This window comes from Vibrio sp. 1078-1 (assembly GCF_033340475.1).
This window is the reverse complement of the sequence record NZ_JAWOWM010000001.1, coordinates 850399-875807: the sequence shown is the minus strand read 5'-3', so window position 1 is coordinate 875807 and position 25409 is coordinate 850399. Positions and strand designations below refer to the sequence as shown.

Sequence of the window (25409 nt, the reverse complement as noted above, 5' to 3'; positions counted from 1 at the left end):
TATTTCTACGCTATTTGTTTCTGTTCTAATAATGTAGTCAAATCACAGATTGGAAGCGCTGAGTCACCGACTAACCAACATTTTTGACCCAAGCCAACAAAAGATTCTTGCTCACCAATCTGCTTCCAATCCGTTTCTCGGCCTAACTTTTGTGCATCGGTCTCTGAGTCGACATACGTCAAAGGCATATGGCCTTCGCCTTCACCAAGTCCATCGATATCAAACTCGACAGGTCGCCAAATACTTTCTAACAAAGAAGTAGGTGCTTTAACTTCTAGCGTATGGATGCTCGATATGGGTACAAGAAAATAGTTACCTGCTGTAGAAAACAGTTCAATGTAACCACCTAAACGATCATCAATATCTCTAGCATCTTCGTAGTTTGTGCCGTTTACGTTAAACCCTTTAATAGTACGACGCTCTTCAATGCGATGCGATAGACGTGACGCTTCTTCGTACTCTTGATTTCCGAGAGCAAGATTAAATCGAACAAGCTCTTTAGTTAATTCCTCATCACCTAATACTTTGGCACTAGCCGCACCATTGATAAAATCCTTTCTAGCTTGAGCTGCTTTCACTAAATGTCGTAGCTGACTTGCACCAGGCAGATACTCAGGAAACAATTTAATCGATTGCATGAGCTGAGCGTCCGCACGCTCGAAGTCCCCATCAATGCAAAGAAGCTCAATGAAGGAACTTCTCAAGCTCGCATCTTTAGGGGTGGCTTTAATTTCATCAATTAATTGCTCTAGAGCGTGTTGCAATAGGCCTTGGGACAAAGCATTTTTCCATTGAGTCATTGTTATTTCCTTACACCATGTGCTCTGGTGATAATTCGGTAATTAATTTAATGCTAGATACCATTTGATCGAGTTGAAAATGCGGTCGCAAATGGATAACTGAGTAATAATGTCCAGGAGTTTCTCTTTTCTCTCGAACTGTAATTTTCGCTTCATTTAGGGGGTATTTAGCTCGAAGCTCATCAGACGCTTCATCTGATGCGGTAGTGTACTGGTGTAACCAGCGTTGAAAGTCACGCTCTAGGCTTTCTGCGTCTTGATACCCACCAATTTTGTCACGCCCCATAACCTTGAGATAATGTGCGACTCGCGATACACACAATGTGTATTGCAACATCGATGTCAGTTTTGCATTCGTTGAAATATGCTTTTCTGCGTATTGTTTGGGCTTGTAGAGAGATACATTCGAGGTCATCCCTACCATATCAGTCTCAGGTATTGGAGAAATAGAAATAAAACCGCACTCAGACAATTCTTGTTCTTTTCTCTCAGTGATTTTCAAGTTTAACGGACATCTTTCACGATCATTCTTGCCATTAACACGCATCGTGCTCCTTGTAGGAGCGACGATAATACCCTGACTGTAATCGCCTTGTTTAATCCCTCGCATATGCGTGAACCAACCATGTTCCTGAAATGCTCTAATTGATACAGCAGCAAAACAGTACGCACTACTCCCCCATAGCAAATCTCGGTTGGAGTCGTAGATGTGTTCTTGAAAATTGAATTTATCATTCCGCGAGCCATCACTTTTGTATGGCTGACGGAACAAGACGTTAGGTGCAGTCAAACCAATAAATTTAGCGTCATCGTTATCTCTCAAACTACGCCACTTTGCATAATCTTCCTGTTCAAATTGGGCTGCTATATCTCTTATCGCAGAGAGTTGAGCGAAACTATCAACACCAAACATCTCTGGCGATGCAGACATGATAAATGGGCTGAATGCTGCAGCTGCAGACTGAGAGATCTTACTCAACACAGACAGATCTCTATCAAAATAATTTTTACTAGGATCACAGCGAAGCTGATAATCTCCAACCACCACACCAAAGGGCTCTCCCCCTGCCATGCCATATTCATTTTGATAGAGCAACTTAAATAGTGCTGATTGGTCAAACTCGATGGCTTTTAAAGCATCTTTACTGATTTCATTCCATGTCGCCGTTAAAACCTTAACTTTTACAGAGTCCGATGAACGAGAATCAACCTGTTCACATAAATACCTAACTCCAACCCACCCCCTTTCGAGCTGTTGAAACTCAGGATGATGTAATATTTCATTTAGTTGAGATTCTAATAGCTCATCAATGCGGTTAATTGTGTTCATCACACTATGACGAAAGCTGTCCAAATCTCTTGAACGTGTACCTTCTAGCCAAATTCGAGCTGACGATACAAGATCAGAAGATTCATTGAATCGAGTCAACCACGGGCTATCAAGTTCAGCATAGCCTCCGGTACTGAACTCATGTTTTAGCTTGCTAGGGTCGCGAAAGTTAAGTGACACTGCTAATTCCATCTAGAACATAAAGATTGGTCATGGCTGGCCTTTCGACCAGCCAATTCATTTCTTATCCACCTGACTGAGGGATCTTTGCCACAAGTCGCAAAGATGTGGTCAGTTCTTCCATTTGTAACCAAGGCTTCAGCCATGCTACGGCATTGTAAGAACCAGGTGCGCCAGGAATTTCCTTAACCTGAACACGAGCGTCTGCTAGAGGGTATTTCGCTCTGATCTCTTGACCACCGCCTTCAGAAGCATTGACGTAACCTAGGATCCAGCGGTTCAGCCAAGACTCAACGTCTTCTGCTTCCATAAAGCTACCAATTTTATCTCGAGCCATTACTTTCAAATAATGCGCAAAACGAGATGTTGCCATCATATAAGGTAGGCGGGCAGAAATGGCCGCATTGGCCGTTGCTTCAGGGGATTCATGGTTCGCTGGTTTTTGACAGGTTTGCGCACCAAAGAACACTGCATAGTTGGTGTTTTTGTAGTGACAAAGCGGTAAGAAACCAAGCTTACCAAGCTCCGCCTCACGTCTGTCGGTAATACCAATCTCTGTTGGGCACTTGATATCAGGGTCGCCATCATCACTCATGAAGAAATGCGTTGGCAAGTTATCCACTCGACCGCCGCCTTCTGCACCACGGATGGCAGTACAAAATCCATATTTTGAAAATGCGTCGGTTAACTTAACACCAAGAACATACGAAGAGTTCATCCAACAGTAGTCGTTATGTTCAGCGTTAACAGCAATACCTGAAACAGGATCTACTTCGAACTCTTCAAACCCAAACTCTTCGACTGGAGCGGTAGCTTGTCCGTATGGCAAACGAGCAAGGACTTTTGGCATCGTCAGACTAACGAAGCGCGAATCGGCACTCTCGCGGAACGAACGCCATTGGGCGTATTCTAGTGATTCAAATACCTTATCTAGGTCGCGTGGTTTTGACAACTCAGTCCACTCATCAAAGCCGAATAGTGCTGGTGAAGCCGCGGACAAGAATGGAGAGAAGCCAGAAGCCGCTACATTTGACATTAGGCGTAACGACTCAATATCTTCTGGGTGGTTGGTAAACTCATAGTCTCCAATCAATGCACCATACGGTTCACCACCAGCACTACCAAACTCAGACTCGTAAACCTTTTTAAAGATCTGGCTTTGATCAAACTCAACAGCTTTGCTCAAGTCTTTATGTAGCTCTTTCTTGGTCATGCTCATCATGCGAACTTTCAGAGTAGAGCTGGTCTCTGAATTCATCACTAGATAATTTAAGCCGCGCCAAGAACCTTCGAGTTTCTGTAATTCTGGGTGATGCATTACTTCAGACAACTGATCAGAAATCTGCCTATCGAGCAAATTAATCGCTTCACGAAAAGTTACTGTTAGGTTTTTGTTCCAAGTAACTGTCCCTTTCATTGCTTCTTCAGCGAGCGTTTTAATCAGCTCCTCAGCACGAGAAGCTTCGGTCTGCTTAGTCGCACCAATAGCTTGATCTAAGAATGAAGTTGTCTGTTCATTAACAGTTGGATCTAACTGTTTTTCAGCTTCAGTCGTCATTATTCCGCTCCTTCAGTACTGTCTGACTTCGCTTTCTTGCCAAGATCTAACTCGCCTGCAAGTCTTGCCAGATTGTCTGTATTGTTCAAAACATCCTCTAGGATATTTTCAAGCTCTTCTGAGCGGTCAACTTTTGTCATCAAATCACGCAGTTTATTACGCGTTTCCATCAATTGGCGTAGTGGATCAACTTGATTTACGATCGCAGCAGGCTCAAAGTCTTGCATTGATTTAAAGTTTAAATCGACCTCAAACTGTGAATCGTCATTCGCAAGCTTATTCGCAACTTTAAACTTCACCGATGGATTCATTTTTTTGAGTACATCGTCAAAGTTATCTCGATCGATCTGAATAAAACGGCGGTCTTTTAATGGCTTCAACGCTTCTGTGTTTTGACCAGCGAAGTCACCCATTACACCTACAACAAAAGGCAGTTCTTTCTTAAGAGTCGTACCTTCAGTTTCAACATCATAGGTAATGTGGACACGAGGCTTCCGTACTCGTGATAGTTTCGAGTGGATACTCGTCATACCATTCTCCCTTTATTAATTTTCATTTTGTTCTGCTATGCCAACCAAACGGAAGTAGCTTTTCTTTGCATCCCCGTCGGAGATAAGTTCCGCCAGTAACTCCGGCAGAGGCATCCCACACCAACGAATAATCTGTTCGATGGAGTAAGAAACTGGTGAGTGAGGTTCACTCTCTCGGAAGAAATCAGCTACTTGCTGCAATTGTCTAATTGCCTGCTCTCGTGATTTCATGTTTGTCGCTAATAATGCATCACAACTTTGTGAACTTAACGGTTGTTCAGAAGAAGATTCATCAAGATCCTCTAGCTCTTCAAACACGGCTTGTGGTTGATTGAAACGATCTCCTAGAAGGTGCTTTAATGCCGAGTGTATTGATTCGAGTCTTTTTGATATATAAGAGCTAGGAGTCACATCACCGACCGCTTCGTCTAATCGCTGACTGAATTCATTAAATGATTCTGTAGCGAACTCCAAATCCGTGATTAATTCTTGATAAAACGTATCAGAAGTCGACTTAACCGTAGTTATAATTTCAGGTAGCTCAACAGCCCCAAGCTCGACTCGATTTCGGCGCTTATCTTCGTCTAAGCGCTCAAGCTCTATAGCTTGCTGATATTCCCAATAGGCATAAGCTTGCTCCACGCCTAAGTCAGTCAATGGTATACAAGCAATTGGAAAAATAAGTGTTCCTTCACTATCGATACCATTGAGGCCAATAATCGCCGATATTCTTGTCTCAATACCATCTTCATCAGGCATTGGGTACAGATCATCCCAAAAGTTCTCAATTAAACTGGTTGCGAGTTTGTAGCCAACGCCCATACCACGAAAACCATACAATCGAGTTAGGGCTTCTATAAGCCAGGCAACAAATTCCAAATCTTTAGACTGATTCGTGAGTATTTCTGGGACATCTTCAATAAATACTCGCCATAAATTACTGTGGGTATAGATACTTTCTTCTTCTATAAGAGCATTACGTTCAGCGTTGCGGGCGGCCATACGCTGATCTTTCAACCGATAGTAAGAAGACTGTGGTGATACATCCTCTCTAGGATCAATACCTGTAGGATTTTCTTGAGATATAGGAGCCAACGCTTGTTCATACCAATCAAACATTTCATTACTCATAAGCTCTCCCTCTTAGAAAGACAGGTATCGTCGCGTCTTCTCTAGTTACTGTTTCGCACTCCGTTTGCGCTTGGCGAACTTTGATCAAAGCACAAGTTACGTTATCACTTGCGCCCCGAACCAAAGCCGAATGCATGAGAGCTAATCCAGCTTGGTTGACTGAGTCTGCATACAATGTCCGATGAATTTCATCACTCGTAAGTTCCTTAGAGAGTCCATCGCTACAGAGTAGAAACTGATCGCCGTCAGCCAACTGCCCTGAAACTTGATCAATAGTGACACTTTCGTCGACCCCAACAGCTCTGGTAATAACATTTGCAAGAGGGTGCGATTCGGCATCTTCAAATGCCAATAAGCCCTGATCCACTAAGTCCATGACTTGACTATGATCACGTGTTTTTTGGACAAAATTACCACTTCTAAGCTGGTAAATTCGGCTATCACCCACCCAAAGACAGTGGTAATACCCATCCTGAATAAACAACAAAACAAGTGTTGTTCCCATCGTTTTACCGTCTAAGTGATTTTGTGCGTATTGGTAAATTTCTAAGTTCGCTTCTTGAACCACTCTTCGGATATCATCGATATTAGTATTGGAGACATCCTGCATGTGGCGCGCGACTCTATCCACTAGCATCTGGCTTGCTATATCGCCAGCACTGTGTCCACCCATTCCATCGGCAACCACCCAAATATGCTGTTCTGTCATATCCAACAGAGCATCCTCGTTATAAGGGCGTACTTTTCCTGCGTGCGATTTAGCAAAGGTAAAATAGTTCCAATTCATTCTTCTATCCTACCAATTCCACTTTTTCCAGCCGCCATCAAGCATGGCTGAAAACTGACCAATTGAAGGAAATCCACTAGTAATGAACATGCATGGTTCAACCTTCGTTGAACCTTCAGTCCACCAAAAACATGGTTTACTCAATTTTTCTTTAATGAGGTAATTCAAAAGCGTGTTTTGATCAGTATTGCCGTGATCATGAAAAACTGTAGATATTTGGCTTTGATAAAGAAACTCTAGAGGCTTCACTTCACTTGTTACATTCGCAACGAGGTCATTTTTTTCTTGAGTACTCTTATGCCAAACATCAAAGACAAAGTCGTCCTCAAGTACTGAAAGAGCAAGAGCGGCACTGTCCTCGGTCCAAGCTCTGTCACCCCAATATTGCGCAGCTTCACCTTTTACGGCACGAGCTATAGTAAAGAAAAAGTATCTACCGCATGCATCAACACTAGGAATCATGCTACCAATGTAGGTTGAGTCTTCTAAATAGCTAATATCCAAAGCAAAGTGCCACACAGGAGCCGTTAAAAAGTGCTCATTCCAGCTTTCACCCAGTTGTTCCCTGCTGACTGCAATAACCGCCTGTTGCCAATCATGCCAACGCTCCGAGAAATCTTGTGATAAACCATCTTTCACAAAGTCCCCTTTTGCAGGCATTTTACCGATATAGCCCCAGCCTGATGTTATAAGGTTCGTGGACATCTGAACCTCTCCATTTCATTTGACCAAAACGGATTAATGGCACTAGAAGGAATAAGCTCTAGCTGCACCTTATTTCCCTTTAAATCAATCATAACTATATTGTCTTTACGCGATTCTGGCCTTGCTTTAAGTGATTGATCCAAAAGCTTGAATATGCCCCACTCACCTTCATAGGTATGCGCAATTTCGCGTTTAGATTCAGGTGGTGTGAACACAATTCGAGTCTGATCTTGACCGGCAGGCCAACTCAACGATTTAGCTCTTGCTGGTCCATGCTTATAAACCAAATCTTGTCCACCCAACTCTAAGACAAATCGAGTAATGTGCTGGTCTAGATAAACAGGCTTCATCCCAAACTCTACGCGTAATGAATTATCAGATTCAAAGAAAGACTGCCTGATACGTTGCGCTCTTTGAAAGACCATTAGTGTTTCTGGACGAACTCCAATTTCCTTTTCTAATCGCCAACGACTTTTCGAAGTATCCACAAACGGTTCGAGGTATTCTTGGAAGAATGCGTCAAGCGTACCTCCATAACCAAAGAATCGCTTAAAGTCTTTCAATCTAACTTCTCTGCTCGCGTTGGGCTCGAATGGATATCTGCCAGCAATAGTCCGCTGATAAGGGCGGACCACCTGTGTTACCCAAAGTTGATTTAGATGATCCTTCGAACCGCTCTCCGCAAACTTAACCGACTCTTGAGAAAGCTCACCTAGCCATTGATTAAATGGTCTCGGCAAAAGTTCTTTAGCACGAGCGAAGGAAGCTGCGACATCTTGTGTAACGGTTCCATCTAAAATACTTTTGTAGGCAATTTTCTGATTGTTACCAGAGCTTGATAAGTCACTTAAATACGAACGCAAGTTAACCATTGCTTGTTGAATATCATCAAAGTCTTGCTCACCAAGGCGTAAGATCTCTGAAAAATGCGATTCGACTTCTTTACCTGGCAGAGCAACATTGAAGCCGTTTTCTTCAGGTAAATACATGTCTAGTCTATCTGCCGTATTTGAAAACTTAACTTTGGCAACTTTACCAGCAACTTCAGAAGCGGCTTTTTGATTTTCTGACAATGATACTTTTGATAGAGCAACCTCTTTTTGGATTGCTCTCAACAAAGATTCGATTGGTCTTTCAACTCCAGATAAAACCCTCGCTTGCTCTGTCGCAAGTTCTAGGCTCGGAGCCTGCTTCAATTGAATATCTTCGATCAACGTTTTCCATTCATTAACATAATCTTGATAGTATCGAGACTGAACGCCTTGGATGGCACTATCTTGATCAATTTCATGAGCCTTAAGATCGTCACCATAAACCCAGTTCTCTTCCATTAGGCTTTTTACTGTACGGTTGATCTGAATCTGAAAAATGCTATGAAAACCATTGTACGTGTAGAAACCCGAAATGCCTTGTGATAGCGGTTTTCCACTAGCTCGCTCGAACTGCTCAAGCCCTTTAGGTCCCAATACATCAGTCAAGCGAAATGAAGGTACATGACTCTTAGAAAATTGTATTTTCATTCGCTGATAAGCACGTTCAGGTAGAGACATTTGAGTCAACACTTCTCGAGCACTCGTCACGGCAGCAGTGTTGTAAGTAAAGCCTTGTCCATCGTTGCCTAATAAATATTGAGTGTGCTGTAGCAAACGTCTTCTTAAGTCTGCGTTTAGCTCACCCGGATATTGACGTTCGAAATAAAAGTTAAACCAAGCCAACACTTCATCTTGTTGATATTTGTCTGGATTGAATAACATCAAATACGTTTTTAACGTTTCGTACAAATACTCACGATGCTGTTGATTGCTCTCCATTTCTGACACCAAGCTATCAAGAAGCAGAGGGGCGTAATATTGGGTCAAAGCATCAGAATATGCATTGTTTGCCGCCTGAGACACTTTGTCTCCTTGATAGAGACCAAACCTCTTTACAGAGTCGGCATCACCGTAGTCGCTTTGCTTTCCGAGAGGAAGCGTCATCAACCTATCTAATGTTTCTACAGCTGAAACAATATCCGTTTCAAAATCTAAACTTTGAGCGCCAATCATTGCATCAATATGGCTCGCTTGTTCATTGGTATCGACAATTAACTGTGAGTTCCACTTATAACTCATAAACCAAAGCGCAGAAGCTCCTAGCAGTAGCGTTGTACATCCAATGTAAACACCTCGACGCATCCAACCTGACTGCTTTTGATAGTGACGATTAACTGTTCCTAACAGTTGCTCTTTGAAAATAACCTTGTCAAAAAGATTCTTTACGAAATAACTATGAGAACCAGTCTGACTCTTTGCTAGAGCTAAACGATTTAACCCAAGTCCATTGGTTGATTCATTCATCAGCTTATCGACTGGTAAGCCTTCTTGAACCGAACTCAACATAAACACACCACGAATCAAGGCAGGCTCTTCAAAACTGTTTTGTGCAAAAATTTCAGCTAAAAACTCGTCAAGATTAGCTTGTAGCACTCTTAATTGCTTTGGAAATTCAAAGATAAGCGCGCGTTTATCTAAATCGTCCTCTGTTTCAAGTATTCTAAGCATACGGGCATCAAGGCGCTCCAACATGCCATGAAATTCTTTGTTGAATAGAGAAATAACGCCTCTTTCATCATCCACTTCACGAGGGAACATGAAACCAAATAATTCCTCTCGCTCTTCCTTACTTAAATCGGCAAAAAACTCATTGAAACCGGCAACTAAATCCATTTTGGTGAGCAATACGTAAATCGGAAACTGCATGCCTAACTGGTTTTTCAGTTCTTGAAGTCTCGACTTAATTGCTCGAGCATGAAGACTTCGCTCGGTTCGAGTCTGAGACATCACGCTGGCTAAACTTATCGTAACAATCGCACCATTAATTGGTCTTTGCGTTCTATACTTTTTCAACAATCCTAAGAAACCATGCCACGCTTTAGAGTCGACCTTTTCTTGACTGTCTTGTGTCGTATACCGGCCAGCCGTATCTATAAGAACTGCTTTATTTGCAAACCACCAATCACAGTGGCGAGTGCCACCTACACCGGCAATAGAGTCAGAGCCAAGGCTGTCTCCTAATGGAAACTCTAACCCCGACTGCTTTAATACAGTTGTTTTCCCCGTTCCAGGAGGGCCAATCAACACATACCACGGTAAGTCATACAAGCTTCTCTTGCCTTTGTGTGTTTTCGTCACTACTTTGACAGCTTGCTCAATACGCTCGCGCATTAAGTCAATTTCACTTGCCGCTTCTTTATCTGATAGGCTATCAACCTCAAGCAACGTTTGAATACTTTCGTCTTCTCTCACCTTTTGCTTATGCTGCTTGGTAACGTTAAATATCGCCCAAAGCAACACCAACACTAGAATAGTGACTAGCCGTTGAAAGTCACTCTTTAGGGGCTCATATCCCGCTATCGCAATAAGTGGACCAACAACCCAAATGAAAATAGAACAAGCAGCGACACCTATAAGACCGAGAAACCATCTTTGAGTAAATATTCTGCCAATTTCTTTAATACGCATCTCTATCTACCTATTATTAATTCGCGACAAGAAGGTCGATTTCAATCCGGCGGTTAATAGCTCGGTTTTCATCACTACTGTTTTCAACTAATGGTCTTGCATCCCCCAATCCCTCGGGTATCACTCGCCCTTCTAATGCACTATTCGAGATCAGTTGTTCAGACATAGCAGTGGCTCGAGCTAATGATAGGTGCCAGTTCGAGGGATATTTACTCGTGAAAATAGGCCTATCGTCGGTGTGACCAGTAACAATGATCTTGCCTTGGGTCGACTCCAATGTTCTCGCAAGCTTAGAAATAACGGGTTGGATGTAAGCGACAACATCAGCACTACCTGATTCAAATAGATCTTGAGACTTTAACGAAATTCTTACCCTGTCTTGCAGCGGCTCAACATTGATTAGCCCCTTACCGATCTCAGTTGCTAGATACATTGAAATCTTTTCTGCAATTGGCGCTGATTTTGATTCTGACGTTGCATCTTGGTTAAGTTGTTGCGGTTGAATCAAATTGACTAATTGAGAAAAGGTGCGATTGGATGCCTTATTTAGCTCATAACTAAAATACATATATATGCAGACCAATAGTGCCGCCGTTACAGAACATACAACCCAAAGAGGAGCTCTATCAGAAGCCTTTGAGCCATTCAAAATGTGTTGGTCGATACTATTGCTTAGTTCCTGAGGGACTCCTCTCCCATAAGTCTTAAGAGTAGCAATAACCTGTCTTCTCAATTTCCGGTGCGATTCCAGTCCATTTTTTTCTAAACGGTATTGACCCAGAAACCCGAGAGATAAGCACACATACATTAGTTCAAGCAAATCTAAGTTCACATCTGGTTTCGCCATGCACTTATCAAGATGCTTAAAGAACGCTTCCCCACCTTGACTGCTAGCATAGAAGGAGCTAAGTAATGAATCGTGACTCCAGAATGAATTCCCACCCCAATTGGTGTTAAGGACAACTTCATCTAGTGAACAGCATAAACAATAACGAGCTGTATCAATGGTATCCAAATCAACGTCATGCTGACGTAATCGGTTCTCATAATCTCTAAGCTTTTGTGCCAATGTCTCTTTTAGAAACAACGGATCGGAATGAGTCGCTGTCGAGCGAATTTGACCGATAATAGATAACAGGCCATTCGCCTCTGCTAGTAGAGAGTTATTCCCATAAGCGACCACTGAATCATTGTTCACCAATTCAGGACTTTTTGAGATAACTACGGTATTATCCACAGACTTTTCTGATTGTGGTTTCGATGCGGGTGCTCTTCCACCCGGTGTTGGTTTTACTATCGTTTGTTCCATACAGAGCGCGCCTATTGATTAATACTCCAAAGCTCAAGTTCAGCGTTCGGAAAATGCCCTGATAGGTGAAGCGCAATACCGCCACTATCTTTTAGCCTCATCCAAAATGGCCCTTTCTTGACAACTTCGAAATAAACATAGCCCGTTTGGTAAGGAATCTGTCTCGGGACGACACTCAACGGCACTACGTTTATACCGTTGATCTGATTATTAATTAGATCGCGAATCTGTTCTGCCGGGCCAAACTTGAGTTGCGCTGGGACCAGGCGTCTTATTTCATCTGTTGTGGTGTCTGCTTTAATTGCTAGCACAAATTGGCATGACTCAAGCAAGCGTTTATCTGGAAGCGGCGTCACTTGAATACCGTATTGGCGAGGCTCCAACGGAAGTTTGGTCGCAGTTTGGTCTAGGACAACACTGAGGTACTGACTGAGTATCTGATTCAACTCGCTATAGACACTTGATACATCTAAGTGATCATACGCAAGCAAACTTGGGACTCTTTTAGTTTTATTAGAAAAAGTGGCTAACTCACCAATGTAACCTTTAAGTGTCGTCGCTAATTCCAGTGGATGTAACCTATCTAACTCACTGAAATGCTTTAACTTCGCCTCATATCGGTTCAGCATTTGGAGCATGATGAAATCAACAGCAGATGCCGATGCAGATTTACCCTTAATCAAGCGCTGTGCAATAACGTCAGCACGCATCTTTGTCATCGCGATAACGTTACGTAGATAAACTGACATAACTTTGTCGCTAAGGAGGTTGATAAGCGGAGGAACGTACTCATCGTCTAGTATAACTTCCCCTTCAGGAGTTACCTCTTTGATCCTTAAGATAGGTAACTCCACATAACCCGCTAATTTGTCATTACTCGCTTTCAACTCTAGGTTAAGGGCTGCAACTTGGATGGTTTCTTCATCTTGTCCTGTAAGGTTATCTATCACGTCGATATCTTGAAGTACATAACGAGAGACGATCGATTCGCTTACATCCGAAACGTTTTTACCTGTAACACTTGAAAGAGGGAGAGTTATTTTTACTAACGTATTTTCAGTGTTTTTATCAATAAGTAGAGGCGAAACTGAATCGTTGGATATTAACGTATTAACCAACGTCATATCTGGCAAAACAGCTTCAAGATGCTCAAGTTCAATAAGACCATCTTTTAGCGCGTGTTTTTTTACTCGACATTTCCAAACTCCCCAATTGTAAGCCCCACCTAACTGATGTAAGCCCTTGAATTCTTGAGAGGTTGCGCGTTCTTGTTGTTGGAAGTGCTGGGGACGTAAAAACATTCCTTCGCACCAAGCCGTCTTGGAGTATTGCGTCATTTATAATTAGCCAACTAAACGTTATTTAACGACCAAAGACAGATCTTCTAACAATACTTGATATGTGTTGTAACCGGTCTTATCCACTTTAATGACTTGTCGCCAATTTGAGTTTTCAATATCTCGAAACGCTACGACAATGCCTAAATATTCTGTCTTTGGAGACATACTTGCTTGATATGTTTCTTTCTGACCTGGAGTTAATGAAACTTCATATTTATTCACTAAATCAGGTCCTAAGACTTTTTCACTTTCTTCATAAATAGAAAAAAAGTCCTGGCTTTCGAAAATGGTATTTGACGTTAATTCAAATACATACACCACTACAGGAGAAGGCCTGCCGTTTGAATCAGGATTAATGTTATGACTTGCTGCTATTTCTAAATCTGAGTATGGATCAACAACTAGGTTCGCTGCTGAGCACCCAAATAAAGCTATTGAAATTAATAACAAAATATATTGGTAAAACTTTTTCATCACCCTAATTCCTAGCCTTTGTTTTTTAATGCTAATTCATAGTGCTTAGCGAAGTCTTCTAAATAGAACGGAGACTCTTTATTGATAATATCATCGGATAGCTTTTCATGAATATCCTCAAACCTCTTCCAACTTTGAGCATATTTCCTAGCTGGAATAACCTTATTAATAACCGTGTCTTTCGCTAAAGCATCTGAGTATATAGAAGTAGGTTCAACAAGTGACATAACACTCGAAACCGTACCTTCAACACCTTTCATTAAGGCTTGCTCATGACTTTCGATGTCATTAAATGCTTCTTTAATGGCTGCATTTGGCTTTAAGAAGCTAGCGGTTTGACGGTTATATAAGTTATGAATCGCATCTTCTAAGTTTGCAGAAAACTTTAAAGGGTTATTTTCTGACTTACGAAATGCGGTATGACTAAGTCGATTTGTTTGTTTAAACACTGCTCTGTTATGCAGTGTTTCCATTAAACCAACTAGCATCAAAGAAAATGACTCCCCCAGTTGTTCGAACCATTCCTCTCGGTTATCGCTGGGAATCATCATTGGATCTATACCCACCCCTCTAACAAAAGCCGCAAGTTCACCCCCATTGGTATCAAAGTTGGGAGTCGATAGGTGTTCTGATTGTCGGTTAACTTTCGGTAAAGTTTCAGATACGGTGCTCTGTTTTTCGGGCTTTGGGATATCAATAAAATCATCGACTAAACCAATATCTAGCTGAAAGTCAGAAGGAACACTTTCGTTTAAGAGTTCACTAGCACTAAGGCCTAGGTCAACAAATTCTGCTTCCGATGGACTTGAGACTACTTCAGGGGGTGCGCTAGAAAGACTTTTACTTGTCTCAAGACTGAATACATCTGTATCTGTTTGAATAGAAACTGAAATTTGATAATCCCCTAAGCTAACCATATCGTCATCGCTTAGTGCTATTTCATTTCCTTGACCCACAGGAGTTACAGCATTATTTACAAAAGTACCATTAGTTGAGAGGTCTTTTATCAAGTATTTGTCACCAAACTTAATCAGTTCTCCGTGGGTTCCGGATACCACTCTTTCAGGATCTGGTAGTGTCCAATCACATTGTTCAGACCTACCAAATGTAACCTTGGCATGTTCATCACTTGATTCAAACACGAACTCACTCTCAATCTCTGGAGTAAATTTGTGAAAACTTGTTATGGTTAAAACCAACTTCATGTAAACCTCGCCAAAGACCTGCTAGATATTATTTTTAATTTTATTATTAACTACTTTCTTATTAACAGTAAGATTAATAAAAATCTTAATACTGCCATTGAAAATCATGCACGGAATAATGAATCATTTTTTTATCAAAGCAATCACGTATTGTTCAACAATTTTAATTATCCAACCAAGTTCAAATTTTTGACACTTAGACTTTCATCAATAAAAAAACGAATGTTAGTTTGGCCGAGAAATTCTAACATAATGACTTTTCATTGAGCAGAAAGGTATATATTCCCCCATCATTTATACGGAGTTCTTGTGATGGAAGACAGTAATAAAAACAATTCTATAAATAACGAAGAAAGCGGAGATAAAACTAAAATTGTAAAGACTCAAAAACGAGACAATGCAATTAAATCAACCAAACTCACTAATAATGAAACCTCCGTTAAAAATAAAAATGAAACAAACACAAAACTGTCTCAAAAAGAAAACACTCCGTTAGTTAATAAGAAAAAAAACAATAAAGATGACTCATTAAATAATAACAAAGATGTTATTAACGAAAGCTTAATAGGAGCGTCCGTTAAAAATCGGTATGAAATTGAGTCGGTTATTGGGCATGGTGGGCTTTGCGATGTTTACTTAGCTAAAGATAGGATTCTTGAATCTTCAGGTTCAGAAACACCCTACGTTGCGTTAAAAATATTACAGAAAGAGTTTGCTTCTCAACCAGAGACTGCACGCATGTTAATACGTGAAGCTCAACAAACTCAAAGGTTAAGCCACCCTAATATCATTAGGGTTTTTGATTTTGGTGTTGATGGCGAAATATACTTTTTAGTTATGGAGTATATTAACGGAGAAACATTAGAGAGTTTAATACAGCGTTCTAGGCCCCATGGGCTGAAGTTTAATGCAACTTTATCAATCCTAAATCAGGTACTCGATGCACTCTCATATGCTCACTCTCTTGGTGTAGTGCACGCCGACCTAAAGCCCGCTAATGTGATTTTAACGTCTGAGGGTAACGTTAAACTGCTTGATTTTGGTGTATCTAAAACACATCAATTAAAGCAGGATCAATATGCGGCTAAACGTAAATCCGAAAATGTTGAAACGCTTGGTTATACTCCCAACTATGCATCACTCAACCTGTTATCCGGTAAGGAACCGAACTTAAGCGACGATATGTTTGCTCTATTTTGTATTGCTTACGAGCTATTGAGTTGCAAACACCCTTACGCAAGAACTCCAGTTAATGAAGCTCTCAAAAAGAAGATCAAGGTCTCTAAACCAACTAACATGCCTGCATCTAAGTGGCCAATATTTTCAAGCGTATTTTCAACTGGCATTATTCCGAACGAACTGACCCCTGAGCAGTTGAAACGCAAATTGAATATGCGCTATTGGCCTATCGCTAGCGGCGCGGCAGCGAGTATATTATTAGTTAGCGGCATTGTATTTGGTTATCAGCAGCAACAAGAAACCATCACCAATTTGGAAACCGTTATTAGCAAGCAAAATGATCAAATTGCCGGACAAGAGTGGCAGCTTGATACGCCAGCAGAAAAAAGTTTGGCACTGATTGATAGTGAAAAAAGCTTACATCCAGTCGTTAAGGCTGGCTTATTACGCTTACACAAGACCTATATTCTCAGCGAGTTTGAATCTGAAATTGATCAGGTTTTGAATTCTGATGCCAACAACTACCCGAATTATGATGAAATTGAGTCCATACTTGATAAAGCAAAAACCTACTACCCTGACTCACATAAAATAGAAGTTCTTGCCTTAGATATTCAGTCAAGCAAGCACTCCACGTTACTTTCGATAGCAAGGCAAATCAACAGTCAACTTGAAAAGTCTCGGTACAGTAAAGAAGACGGCAGTAAATCCATCTATGAGCTCAAGGATGAGTTAAATCAGATTCATCAAGGTTATCCTTTCACGCCAAGTTCGTTATCTAGCGATGTTTTCGGTCAGCACCTCACTGAAGCACTCAAAAAGAAAGACGCAGCTGCACTTGTTGCTCTTATTAAGGTTGGGAACACCTTCTTTTCAAACGTAGAAGAGCATCAAGAGAACTTACAGATAAGTAATGCGATGAAAGATGCAGTGCTGGAAATGAAATTATATGAGACAGCGCTAGATTCCAACAGCCCTCTACCGTTTCCAGAAGATGCCGCTAGAATCCTGTTCCAAGAAGAGTTTGAAAACTTTTATTCTCGCCTAGAAAAGGCAAGGACGACAACTCATCTCGATAACTTGGTGAAGGATGTGGATCTGTTCTCGAAAAACTTTCCTATTGGTTTTCAGGATGTTAACGATTTAAGATTCAAAACTGCTGATAAATACTTACGCTTCTCCGATATATTGCTTAATAAGCGAAGGACTTCAAGCGCAAGACGCGCTATGAAGAAAGCCAACGAGCTTATGAAGCAAATAGAACAGGACTCTAAGCAAAGCTAGTAATACAAAAGGGACGCGAGTCCCTTTTTTGCCGTAGATTACTTGCCAATATGCAACTAGATTGCTAATTTATACTTGTACTTAATGAGGAGAGTTAGCCTTGACTGAAGGAATAGTCAAAGTTGGCGAACGTCTGGCGTCCGTATGTAACGATAGCCTTAAACTAGGACTGCAAGACACTTACCGACTCGGCGTTTTACTTGGAAACATCCCCTTTGCTACTTGTGTTAAAAACACGCGAGTTGAAGTTTTTTCATCCCTACATTTCGACCATTGCCGTTTGGATATAAGTCAAAATATCTTTAACAATGACTTTCTTTTTGTAAGTTTATCTCAAGCGACAAGCAAACTATTTCTGCTCAAATACTGGTTATGCCATTCATACCTTCGGCTAAGCCTTCATTATCCGAAACATTCCTCTACCTCAACGTTTAATAGGGGTATACATGATTAATTTTGATGTTCTCAATACATACATGGATAACGACGTAGATCTGATCGTCACTGTTTTTTCTACATACCTTGAAGATCACACGAATGATATAGAGCGTATAGATGAGCTATATGCAAGCAAATGTTGGTCAGAACTCTATCTATTAGCTCATAGTTTAAAGGGCATTCTAGAGAGTTTCGGAGAAGACACCGCGGTCATTGCGTTTCAAAGAATAGAAGAAAAAACCAGAAACGATACAGCGCCAGATAGCTCAGATATAGCTATAGTTACTAAAGAGCTAGCTGCAATTAATCAACAAATCTTCACTTACTTGAAGAATATGCAATAAAGAAATTCAAGGCTTAACTGGGGGAAATATGGCAATGAATAATAGCAATTTCAGGGAGTTGATTGAGTCTCTCAAAGACTTAACACCAACTCAAAAAAGGTACTTACTTAGCCGTACAAAGATGGCGCTAGATGATGAAAGTAATATGTTAAACATCAGTGATATTCTAACACCAGAAGAGTTGGAGGCGTTACTATCACCGGCACCAACAACGAATACAAAATAACAATGATATACAACGCAACCGTCAGATTAACGCTAGGGACCAAGTGAAGCAAATCGACTTTGCTTGGTTGTTAGTTTATCTCCCTATTCCTTTTCACTACAACAAACGTATTGTTTTCGAAACCTTTTTCCAATGTAAACAGGTCAGATAATTGAGCGACTAACATCAGTCCGCGACCTGAGGAGGACCAACTATCGTCATCCATTAAGTTAGGTGCCTCAATCTGTTTATTTTTATGTTGGATGAACGTCTTTTCATTGATCGGCGCTCCGCAATCAGAGACTCTCAGTTCCACGAAACCGGACACTTGGTCATCCCCAACCCTACACTCCACTTCAATTGGTAGGCCATCTATTTCACTGTAAGAATGAATATAAGCGTTATTCATGAGTTCAACGACACAAAGCTCCAATGATTGAATTGCATTTAAGGGGATTTGATGACCCATCAAAAACCGAACAACGTCTTTGCTCGCACTTCGTGAGTGAGTAAGGGAGCTCCCGTAAGTTCGTTTAAATTCGCTCTTTGACATTCTTTTCCTTAAAATCGAGCCTCTCACCATGCCATTTTACCTGTAAAAGGCTGGCATCATCATCAAACTCATCTTCGTTATGCCAAGATTGTACTTTTTTAAAGACGTCTCCCACTTGGTCTTCAACTGTCAGCGTGCAAACAGCTTTTATACTCGATGCCAATCGTTGTAGTGAAAACATCTCCTCACCCTGCCTCGCTTCAATCAAACCATCCGAATAAAGCCACAATGCATCGCCCTCATCCAGACTAATTTGGTTACCGATATATTCCATCGGCTGCATTGCACCAACGATAAAGTTATCGTCACCTATCTGTTCCATCGTTTTCGTACTCGTTCGCCAAACTAAGATCCTGGGGTGGCCAGCCGTGCAATAGCTAAGTTGCCCTGATTTTGTGTTAAGAATGGCGTAAGCCATAGTAAAGTAAAGTTGACTGTTTCTAGTTTGCTGATAACGCCGATTTAGCCGTTCAATCACAGATGCAGGCTCACTTACGCAATAGCCGTCATCTCTCAACTCCATCGTGATCGAATCAGGCCCCTGACTTTGAGATAGCGTCTGTTGAATAGAAAAAGCCATCAAAGCTGAAGAAATACCATGACCAGAAACATCAAATACATAAAACGCAACATGTCGTTCATCGAGCTCCAAATACCCCAACATATCACCACCAATCTGGGAGCATGGTTTGTAGACATAGCTAAAATTTACATTCTGAATAGTTGATTCAGCAGGGAGTAGTTGCTCCATCAGATGACTAGCAGACTGTAGGTCTTGGTGAATTGTTTGATAGGCCGCATCTAGCTCTTTATTTCTCTCAACGAGTTTGTTGTGCAGTTCTAAAGTACGAAACCCCGCACGGATTCTGGCCTGAAGTTCCTCTACAGACGTCTTCTTATCTACGAAATCATCTGCGCCAGCATCAATGCCTTTCACGATCGAACTTTGGTCATTTCTAGAAGACAGTAGAACAAAGAAAATGTAACGTTCGCTAACTTTAGATTTTAATTGGCGACACAATTCAATACCATTAATTCTAGGCATCATTAAATCGCTCAGCACAAACTGAATATCAGGGCGGTGGGTTAGCACTTCAAGCGCCGCTCTTCCGTCTTCAACTGCAACCACTTCATAGCCTTGCTTTTCCAATGCACTGCTGATGTAAAGCAGTACTGTTTTACTGTCATCGACCAAAAGAATGGGTTTCATCTTCCTCCTTAATACAGTTGCTATACTGGCTAACGCAAAACACTAGTCACTGACTGCTCATTTCTAAAACGGCTGTAGTCTTCGGCTAATAATTGGTGTTGATATCGAGTGTAAGACAACGCTTCATTAGAAATTAGTATCTGATGCTCTTTTTCGATTAACTGACTTTGCAGCCTTTCAATCTGTTCATCCTGCTGTATGTAATTGAGGTACAGTGCGAATAGACCAAAAACCGAAACCATTAACAGGGCTATTAGAATATTATTGATAGTTTTCACTTGAATACTCATGACCTCTCCTTGTCTATTACTAGACTTTCCATGATGAAAGAGAGCGTCTACGGACCAAGAGCTCGAGGCTCTAAAACGCAACGAAGCAAATTGAGGTTGTTTTTCCAATTATAGGCGATAGGAGAAAAAATAAGAAAAATCTGAGAAAATTTGAATATCCTGCTGAGTTAAGAATCGGTAAGGTGGTAGCAGCGAGCTATCATCCACTCGCTGCAATACATTAACTCTGAAATGCAGGTCTAGCTAAAATTTGGTTATACCATCGAGCAATGTTTGGCGACGTCGATAGCACATCAATTTCTAGGCCTTTAATTGCGAAACTGATCAAAATAAAGCCTGTTATATCGACGATAGTAAAATGGTCTACGGCGATAAAATCATTATGTTCAAGACGCTTGTCTAAGACGGGCAGAAATTCGTAGACGCGTTGTTTTGATTCTTCGCCCCATGCTTCAACGCAACGTTCTCTGTCTCCATAAACTCCGGTCATGTTTCGAAACGCCTGAAATGCCGCATTTAGTCCTTGGAACTCCACCACACGATGCCACATTTCCACCTGAGCACGTTCGAGCTGGTTAGCACCAAACAGCGCCAGATCATTTTCAAACGCTTCATCTAGGTAGCGACAAATCGCCACGCTTTCACAGATCGTCGTACCATCATCCAGTTCTAGTAGAGGCACTTTGCCGTTCACGCTTTTCGATTTAAACGGTTCAGATAGGTTATCGCCCTCACGAACGTTCAGCGCAATTCGCTCAACCTCGCCACCGATTTCCTTTAGAAAAATGCTAACTCGCTTACAACTTGGAGTCATTGCGGTTTCATAGAGCTTCATTTCACATCCTTTTATCTTTTTCTAACCGATTGGTTAGGATATACTGTAGTCAGTTTATAAACGATCAGTCAAGAACTTCACTATCAAAAATTTTCAAACAGTTGTGGGTCTGTTTGCTGAGCGAGATTTTTGATGCCGTTTGTGAGTTCACATGAATTTGGGGGCTGATACCCAAGAATAGATGGGTATTCATCATATTGGTTCAGTTCGAACGCTAGAGGTTCTCTGTACCATCCCTCCAAAGCAATTTAATTACCCGATAAGCAGACCCAGGCAGGTAATTTATGGCAAGAAAAGCCAACTTCGACCGAGATGAAAAGCTTCTCGTGGCTATGGATGTGTTTTGGCGCAAGGGCTTTGCGAACACGTCTATCTCGGATCTCACCGACGAGTTGAACATCAACCGGTTCAGTCTTTATAACACCTATGGTGACAAGCAACAGCTCTACTACGAAGCGCTCGATACTTACTTAAAAAAAGTCTCGCTACCGTCACTGAATGATTTGGAAAAAGACGACGCGTCTTTACCTGAGTTGGAATCGTTCCTTAAATCTTTTGCTGAGCTGCAACGCAAACGGAACTGTGGGTGTTTTATTCAAAATGCGTTGATTGAGCACGCTGGCGAAGACGATGACGTACTGCGCAAAGGGCATTTTTTGTTTGACCATCTTATCGACATCATTGCGGATGCGCTGACCAATGCGCAAAAGGAAACCTTAGTGCCAAAAACGCTTAAACCAGAAGAGCTTGCTCGTTTTGTTCTCAACAACATGCAAGGTATGCGTGTACTTGGCAAAGCTAAACGTTATGCCGACTTGGATACCGCGCTTTCCTGCTTGCTGGTTTTGATTAGGAAGTGACATGTCGATTGAAGTGATAGCAGTACGTCTTACCAAAGGCATGGACTTAAAGCTGAGCCTTGCGAAATTGGTCAAGCAGCATGGTATCAAAGCTGGCTCGATTGCCTCATGCGTTGGCTGTGTCTCTGACCTCAACCTTCGTTTGGCAGGTGCAGAGAGTACGTTAACCAAACATGAGCCATTTGAAATCGTCTCTGTGATGGGAACTCTAACGCCTGAACATCAACACGTTCATATCTCGGTGTCTGATCGTGAAGGACGAGTTTGGGGTGGGCATTTAATGGAAGGCACTGTTATAGATACCACCGCGGAATTGATCATCCATTCTTACTCAGAACTTGAGTTCACTAGAGCGATGGACGACTCGACTGGCTATACCGAACTACAAGTGAACCCTTCCAAATAATTAAAAGCTCCAGAGCCATACTGTGCTGTCTCTGGAGCTTTATTCGCTTGTCTCTTACGCTAAGAATTTACTCATTTCGAGCAAGCTAGTTTCGAGGGTCATTCTTCGACTAAGTAACAAACCTGATTATCGTCGACTGTTACTTGCCATGTTTTTAGACAGTGCGCATCGTCTTCTAAACACTGCCCACTCTTTAAACTGAAGTGCTGTTTATACAGTGGTGATGCAACACACATCTCACCATCAATATCACCGACAATCCCTCGACTCATCACATAAGCCTTACCAATTGGGTCCCAATCCTGAACAGCGTAAACACCGTTATCAGGAATGTAGAATAACGCCACATGCTCGCCTTCAATCAATACAGTGGCACCGATAAACGGCATTAAGTCATCAAGCTGACACAATTTCACTTTGGTTAAAGCTGCCATTTACACCTCCTGTTTCACGGGAATACGCTGACCGCGCACACGTTGGTACGGCAAGACTTTGCTGCCCGACGTGCTGTTCAAGAAAGGACGGAAGCGTTGCAATTTTTGAGGATTATCCAACGTACTCTTCCACTCACATTGATAGGTATCTACGACTCGTGCCATTTGTTCATCCAAAGAATCACATAGGTTGAGAGAGTCATCCAAAATCACTTGTTTAAGGTAGTCTAGGCCCCCTTCCATGTTCTCCATCCACACTGACGTGCGCTGTAAGCGATCAGCGGTGCTGACGTAGAACATCAAAACTCGGTCAATCATGGTGATCAACTCTGATTTGGATAAGTCGGATGCAAACAAATCAGCGTGTCTTGGTCTCATGCCACCATTACCACAAACGTATAGATTCCAGCCGTTTTCGGTGGCGATCACCCCAATGTCTTTACTTTGCGCTTCTGCACACTCACGAGTACAGCCCGATACGGCAAACTTAAGCTTATGGGGCGCTCGCAATCCTTTGTAGCGGTTCTCTAACTCGATGGCTAATCCAACTGAATCATCAACACCATAGCGACACCACGTAGAACCGACGCAAGATTTCACGGTGCGGACCGACTTGCCGTAGGCGTGCCCTGTTTCAAAACCGGCATCAATTAAGGTTTGCCAGATTTCAGGAAGCTGTTCTAACTGCGCACCAAATAAATCCACGCGCTGACCACCAGTGATCTTGGTGTACAGATCGTACTGCTGAGCGACTTCACCTAGTACGATAAGTTTGTCTGGTGTGATTTCGCCACCCGGAACACGAGGCACAATCGAGTAAGAGCCATCTTTTTGTAGGTTCGCCATAAAGGCATCATTAGAATCTTGCAGAGATTGATGTTGAGGCTCCATGATGTGTTCATTCCACAAAGAAGCGAACACAGATGCCGCTGTCGGCTTACAGATATCACACCCATGCCCTTTGCCATGCAGTGCGATTAAGGTGTCGAAGTCTTTGATTTGTTCCACTTGGCAAATATGGAACATCTCTTGGCGACTAAGCTCAAAGTGCTCACAAAGGTGGTTGTTAACCTCTACCCCCATGGCTGCCAGTTGAGTATCCAATACCGACTTCACCATATTGCTACACCCACCACAGCCAGTACCGGCTTTGGTGTTGGCTTTAAGGTCCGTCAGGTTGGTAGTGCCGGCTTGAATCTCGGCAACCAAGTCACCTTTTGTGACGTTGTGACAAGAACAGATGATGGCGCTGTCTGGCATCTCTCCATCAAGCATTCCGGTATCAAACAACAGGTTCGCGGCGTGGTCTGGCAAGACTGTTTTGTTCAAATAACACTGTAAGAGCGCATCGTAATCGCTGTTATCACCGACGAGAATCGCACCAAGTAATTGGGTGCCGCTCGCATCAACCACCAGCTTTTTGTAGATGCCTGCTACCGTATCTTGCAAGACCATTTCTTGTGCGCCTTCGGTTTGCATTTGTGCATCTCCGATAGACGCCACATCCACCCCAAGCAGCTTGAGTTTGGTGCTCATGTCTGCACCTTTAAAACCTTCGCTTGGCATTCCAGTCAGGACATCAGCAGTGGTTCTTGCCATGGTGTAACCGGGTGCGACTAAACCAAAGATCTTTTGCTCCCAAAGAGCACATTCGCCAATCGCATAAATATTCTCATCGCTGGTTTGGCATTGATTGTTAATCACAATACCGCCTCGTTCGCCTACTTCCAGCTCAGCCAGTTTTGCCAGCTCATCTTGAGGGCGAATACCTGCGGAAAAGACAATCACATCCACTTCGAGAGGATCTTTGTCTTTAAACACCATACGATGCTTAGCCGTTTCACCATCGCAGATTCGTTCCGTACCCGTCGAGGTATGTACGGTTAACCCTAGCGCTTCAATCTTCTCTTTTAGCACTAAGCCAGCACCATCATCTAACTGTACGGGCATCAGGCGAGGTGCAAACTCAATGACGTGAGTTTCTAGCCCCAACAGTTTGAGTGCGTTTGCCGCTTCTAAACCCAACAAGCCGCCGCCAATCACTGCGCCTGTTCTTGCACCTTCACATGCCTTTTTGATCTGTGAAAGATCATCAAGCGTGCGGTAGACAAACACGTTGTCGCGGTCTTTACCTTCAATTGGCGGCACAAATGGGTAAGAACCGGTCGCGAGCACAAGTTCGTCGTAACCCAGCACATCTTCACCATCAAGGAGAATGCGCTTTTGCTCTCTGTCGATGCCTGTTACTTGGCTGCCAAGTACGAGTTGGATGCCATGCATGTCGTACCATTCTTGGTTACTCAGCATCAAATCATCATGAGACTTACCCGCAAACAAAGAGGACAACTGTACACGGTCATACGCGATAAAGCGCTCTGCACCAATCACGGTAATTCGGTGCTCCAAATGCGCGTTTTTCTGTACTAATTGCTCGACAAGGTGTTGCCCGACCATACCGTTGCCTACCACAACGATGTGGCTCAATGCGTTCTTTACTGGAATCGTTAAAGGACTGTTCATCG

At 42.2% G+C, this 25409-nt stretch carries 23 protein-coding genes; 5 read left to right on the top strand and 18 right to left on the bottom strand.

Annotated features, from left to right (window positions below; translation table 11 throughout):
• Positions 1 to 5: 5 nt before the first annotated feature.
• From R7190_RS03865 to tagH, 12 genes are read right to left on the bottom strand one after another with little or no spacing between them, the layout of a single operon-like run.
• Positions 6 to 800 carry a type VI secretion system accessory protein TagJ gene (locus R7190_RS03865; RefSeq protein ID WP_017820215.1) on the bottom strand — a complete coding sequence of 265 codons (795 nt, stop codon included), beginning with the start codon at positions 798 to 800 and terminating at the stop codon, positions 6 to 8.
• Positions 801 to 810: 10 nt separating this feature from the next.
• Complete coding sequence (tssC, locus tag R7190_RS03860; RefSeq protein WP_132936420.1) at positions 811 to 2322, bottom strand: type VI secretion system contractile sheath large subunit; 1512 nt, start codon at positions 2320 to 2322, stop codon at positions 811 to 813.
• Positions 2323 to 2374: 52 nt separating this feature from the next.
• Entirely contained in the window at positions 2375 to 3868 is a 1494-nt protein-coding gene (tssC, locus tag R7190_RS03855) for a type VI secretion system contractile sheath large subunit (RefSeq protein WP_318137512.1), read from the bottom strand.
• A complete protein-coding gene (tssB, locus tag R7190_RS03850; RefSeq protein ID WP_005375949.1) occupies positions 3868 to 4398 on the bottom strand; it encodes a type VI secretion system contractile sheath small subunit in 531 nt (176 codons plus the stop codon). The genes tssC (R7190_RS03855) and tssB overlap by 1 nt, the downstream gene beginning before the upstream one ends.
• A 15-nt stretch (positions 4399 to 4413) precedes the next feature.
• Positions 4414 to 5529 carry a type VI secretion system protein TssA gene (gene tssA, locus R7190_RS03845; RefSeq protein WP_186585263.1) on the bottom strand — a complete coding sequence of 372 codons (1116 nt, stop codon included), beginning with the start codon at positions 5527 to 5529 and terminating at the stop codon, positions 4414 to 4416.
• The gene (locus tag R7190_RS03840; protein WP_005375947.1) at positions 5522 to 6316 is read right to left on the bottom strand and encodes a PP2C family protein-serine/threonine phosphatase; all 795 of its coding nucleotides are present in this window, start codon (positions 6314 to 6316) and stop codon (positions 5522 to 5524) included. Before R7190_RS03840 ends, tssA begins: the two co-directional genes overlap by 8 nt.
• A gap of 9 nt (positions 6317 to 6325) precedes the next feature.
• A complete protein-coding gene (gene tagF, locus R7190_RS03835; protein WP_005375944.1) occupies positions 6326 to 7021 on the bottom strand; it encodes a type VI secretion system-associated protein TagF in 696 nt (231 codons plus the stop codon).
• Entirely contained in the window at positions 7003 to 10521 is a 3519-nt protein-coding gene (gene tssM, locus R7190_RS03830; protein WP_186585262.1) for a type VI secretion system membrane subunit TssM, read from the bottom strand. Before tssM ends, tagF begins: the two co-directional genes overlap by 19 nt.
• 16 nt (positions 10522 to 10537) lie before the next feature.
• On the bottom strand, positions 10538 to 11830 hold the full coding sequence (gene tssL, locus R7190_RS03825; protein ID WP_005375939.1) for a type VI secretion system protein TssL, long form: 1293 nt from the start codon (positions 11828 to 11830) through the stop codon (positions 10538 to 10540).
• Between the two features lie 11 nt (positions 11831 to 11841).
• Complete coding sequence (gene tssK, locus R7190_RS03820; RefSeq protein WP_186585261.1) at positions 11842 to 13167, bottom strand: type VI secretion system baseplate subunit TssK; 1326 nt, start codon at positions 13165 to 13167, stop codon at positions 11842 to 11844.
• A gap of 21 nt (positions 13168 to 13188) precedes the next feature.
• On the bottom strand, positions 13189 to 13644 hold the full coding sequence (tssJ, locus tag R7190_RS03815) for a type VI secretion system lipoprotein TssJ (RefSeq protein ID WP_005375933.1): 456 nt from the start codon (positions 13642 to 13644) through the stop codon (positions 13189 to 13191).
• Positions 13645 to 13655: 11 nt separating this feature from the next.
• Positions 13656 to 14849 carry a type VI secretion system-associated FHA domain protein TagH gene (gene tagH, locus R7190_RS03810; RefSeq protein ID WP_005375931.1) on the bottom strand — a complete coding sequence of 398 codons (1194 nt, stop codon included), beginning with the start codon at positions 14847 to 14849 and terminating at the stop codon, positions 13656 to 13658.
• Between the two features lie 312 nt (positions 14850 to 15161).
• Here tagH and R7190_RS03805 point away from each other — a divergent pair, with 312 nt between their 5' ends.
• The 3 genes from R7190_RS03805 (at position 15162) to R7190_RS03795 (ending at position 18320) form a co-directional block, all read left to right on the top strand.
• Complete coding sequence (locus R7190_RS03805) at positions 15162 to 17312, top strand: serine/threonine-protein kinase (RefSeq protein WP_165935321.1); 2151 nt, start codon at positions 15162 to 15164, stop codon at positions 17310 to 17312.
• A gap of 446 nt (positions 17313 to 17758) precedes the next feature.
• On the top strand, positions 17759 to 18094 hold the full coding sequence (locus R7190_RS03800; protein WP_031781126.1) for an Hpt domain-containing protein: 336 nt from the start codon (positions 17759 to 17761) through the stop codon (positions 18092 to 18094).
• Positions 18095 to 18128: 34 nt separating this feature from the next.
• Positions 18129 to 18320: a hypothetical protein gene (locus tag R7190_RS03795; protein ID WP_025767706.1), complete on the top strand. Its 192-nt coding sequence runs from the start codon at positions 18129 to 18131 to the stop codon at positions 18318 to 18320.
• A 70-nt stretch (positions 18321 to 18390) separates the two neighbouring features.
• Here the strand turns inward: R7190_RS03795 and R7190_RS03790 are convergent, their stop codons facing one another.
• The 4 genes from R7190_RS03790 to R7190_RS03775 form a co-directional block, all read right to left on the bottom strand.
• The gene (locus tag R7190_RS03790; RefSeq protein WP_132936415.1) at positions 18391 to 18852 is read right to left on the bottom strand and encodes an ATP-binding protein; all 462 of its coding nucleotides are present in this window, start codon (positions 18850 to 18852) and stop codon (positions 18391 to 18393) included.
• Positions 18833 to 20062 (bottom strand): PP2C family protein-serine/threonine phosphatase, encoded by a 1230-nt coding sequence (locus R7190_RS03785; protein ID WP_132936414.1) that lies wholly within the window; start codon positions 20060 to 20062, stop codon positions 18833 to 18835. The genes R7190_RS03790 and R7190_RS03785 overlap by 20 nt, the downstream gene beginning before the upstream one ends.
• 29 nt (positions 20063 to 20091) lie before the next feature.
• Positions 20092 to 20352 carry a hypothetical protein gene (locus R7190_RS03780; RefSeq protein ID WP_132936413.1) on the bottom strand — a complete coding sequence of 87 codons (261 nt, stop codon included), beginning with the start codon at positions 20350 to 20352 and terminating at the stop codon, positions 20092 to 20094.
• Between the two features lie 220 nt (positions 20353 to 20572).
• Positions 20573 to 21187, bottom strand: coding sequence for a glutathione S-transferase family protein (locus tag R7190_RS03775; RefSeq protein ID WP_005375905.1), 615 nt, complete (start codon positions 21185 to 21187; stop codon positions 20573 to 20575).
• A 284-nt stretch (positions 21188 to 21471) separates the two neighbouring features.
• On the opposite strand from R7190_RS03775, the gene R7190_RS03770 reads away from it, so the two are divergent.
• Positions 21472 to 22047, top strand: a complete 576-nt coding sequence (locus tag R7190_RS03770) for a TetR/AcrR family transcriptional regulator (protein WP_005375904.1) — start codon at positions 21472 to 21474, stop codon at positions 22045 to 22047.
• Position 22048: 1 nt separating this feature from the next.
• Entirely contained in the window at positions 22049 to 22453 is a 405-nt protein-coding gene (locus R7190_RS03765) for a PPC domain-containing DNA-binding protein (RefSeq protein WP_132936412.1), read from the top strand.
• Positions 22454 to 22551: 98 nt separating this feature from the next.
• On the opposite strand, the gene nirD is transcribed toward R7190_RS03765, so the two are convergent.
• Both nirD and nirB read right to left on the bottom strand, forming a co-directional pair.
• On the bottom strand, positions 22552 to 22887 hold the full coding sequence (nirD, locus tag R7190_RS03760; RefSeq protein WP_047123394.1) for a nitrite reductase small subunit NirD: 336 nt from the start codon (positions 22885 to 22887) through the stop codon (positions 22552 to 22554).
• Positions 22888 to 25407: a nitrite reductase large subunit NirB gene (gene nirB / locus R7190_RS03755; protein WP_186585251.1), complete on the bottom strand. Its 2520-nt coding sequence runs from the start codon at positions 25405 to 25407 to the stop codon at positions 22888 to 22890.
• Positions 25408 to 25409: the final 2 nt, after the last annotated feature.

Bases quoted from the DNA above. Each gene is read 5' to 3' on its own strand.
- R7190_RS03865 (WP_017820215.1), bottom strand. From the start codon at position 800: ATGACTCAATGGAAAAATGCTTTGTCCCAAGGCCTATTGCAACACGCT.
- tssC (WP_132936420.1), bottom strand. From the start codon at position 2,322: ATGGAATTAGCAGTGTCACTTAACTTTCGCGACCCTAGCAAGCTAAAA.
- tssC (WP_318137512.1), bottom strand. From the start codon at position 3,868: ATGACGACTGAAGCTGAAAAACAGTTAGATCCAACTGTTAATGAACAG.
- tssB (WP_005375949.1), bottom strand. From the start codon at position 4,398: ATGACGAGTATCCACTCGAAACTATCACGAGTACGGAAGCCTCGTGTC.
- tssA (WP_186585263.1), bottom strand. From the start codon at position 5,529: ATGAGTAATGAAATGTTTGATTGGTATGAACAAGCGTTGGCTCCTATA.
- R7190_RS03840 (WP_005375947.1), bottom strand. From the start codon at position 6,316: ATGAATTGGAACTATTTTACCTTTGCTAAATCGCACGCAGGAAAAGTA.
- tagF (WP_005375944.1), bottom strand. From the start codon at position 7,021: ATGTCCACGAACCTTATAACATCAGGCTGGGGCTATATCGGTAAAATG.
- tssM (WP_186585262.1), bottom strand. From the start codon at position 10,521: ATGCGTATTAAAGAAATTGGCAGAATATTTACTCAAAGATGGTTTCTC.
- tssL (WP_005375939.1), bottom strand. From the start codon at position 11,830: ATGGAACAAACGATAGTAAAACCAACACCGGGTGGAAGAGCACCCGCA.
- tssK (WP_186585261.1), bottom strand. From the start codon at position 13,167: ATGACGCAATACTCCAAGACGGCTTGGTGCGAAGGAATGTTTTTACGT.
- tssJ (WP_005375933.1), bottom strand. From the start codon at position 13,644: ATGAAAAAGTTTTACCAATATATTTTGTTATTAATTTCAATAGCTTTA.
- tagH (WP_005375931.1), bottom strand. From the start codon at position 14,849: ATGAAGTTGGTTTTAACCATAACAAGTTTTCACAAATTTACTCCAGAG.
- R7190_RS03805 (WP_165935321.1), top strand. From the start codon at position 15,162: ATGGAAGACAGTAATAAAAACAATTCTATAAATAACGAAGAAAGCGGA.
- R7190_RS03800 (WP_031781126.1), top strand. From the start codon at position 17,759: ATGATTAATTTTGATGTTCTCAATACATACATGGATAACGACGTAGAT.
- R7190_RS03795 (WP_025767706.1), top strand. From the start codon at position 18,129: ATGAATAATAGCAATTTCAGGGAGTTGATTGAGTCTCTCAAAGACTTA.
- R7190_RS03790 (WP_132936415.1), bottom strand. From the start codon at position 18,852: ATGTCAAAGAGCGAATTTAAACGAACTTACGGGAGCTCCCTTACTCAC.
- R7190_RS03785 (WP_132936414.1), bottom strand. From the start codon at position 20,062: ATGAAACCCATTCTTTTGGTCGATGACAGTAAAACAGTACTGCTTTAC.
- R7190_RS03780 (WP_132936413.1), bottom strand. From the start codon at position 20,352: ATGAGTATTCAAGTGAAAACTATCAATAATATTCTAATAGCCCTGTTA.
- R7190_RS03775 (WP_005375905.1), bottom strand. From the start codon at position 21,187: ATGAAGCTCTATGAAACCGCAATGACTCCAAGTTGTAAGCGAGTTAGC.
- R7190_RS03770 (WP_005375904.1), top strand. From the start codon at position 21,472: ATGGCAAGAAAAGCCAACTTCGACCGAGATGAAAAGCTTCTCGTGGCT.
- R7190_RS03765 (WP_132936412.1), top strand. From the start codon at position 22,049: ATGTCGATTGAAGTGATAGCAGTACGTCTTACCAAAGGCATGGACTTA.
- nirD (WP_047123394.1), bottom strand. From the start codon at position 22,887: ATGGCAGCTTTAACCAAAGTGAAATTGTGTCAGCTTGATGACTTAATG.
- nirB (WP_186585251.1), bottom strand. From the start codon at position 25,407: ATGAACAGTCCTTTAACGATTCCAGTAAAGAACGCATTGAGCCACATC.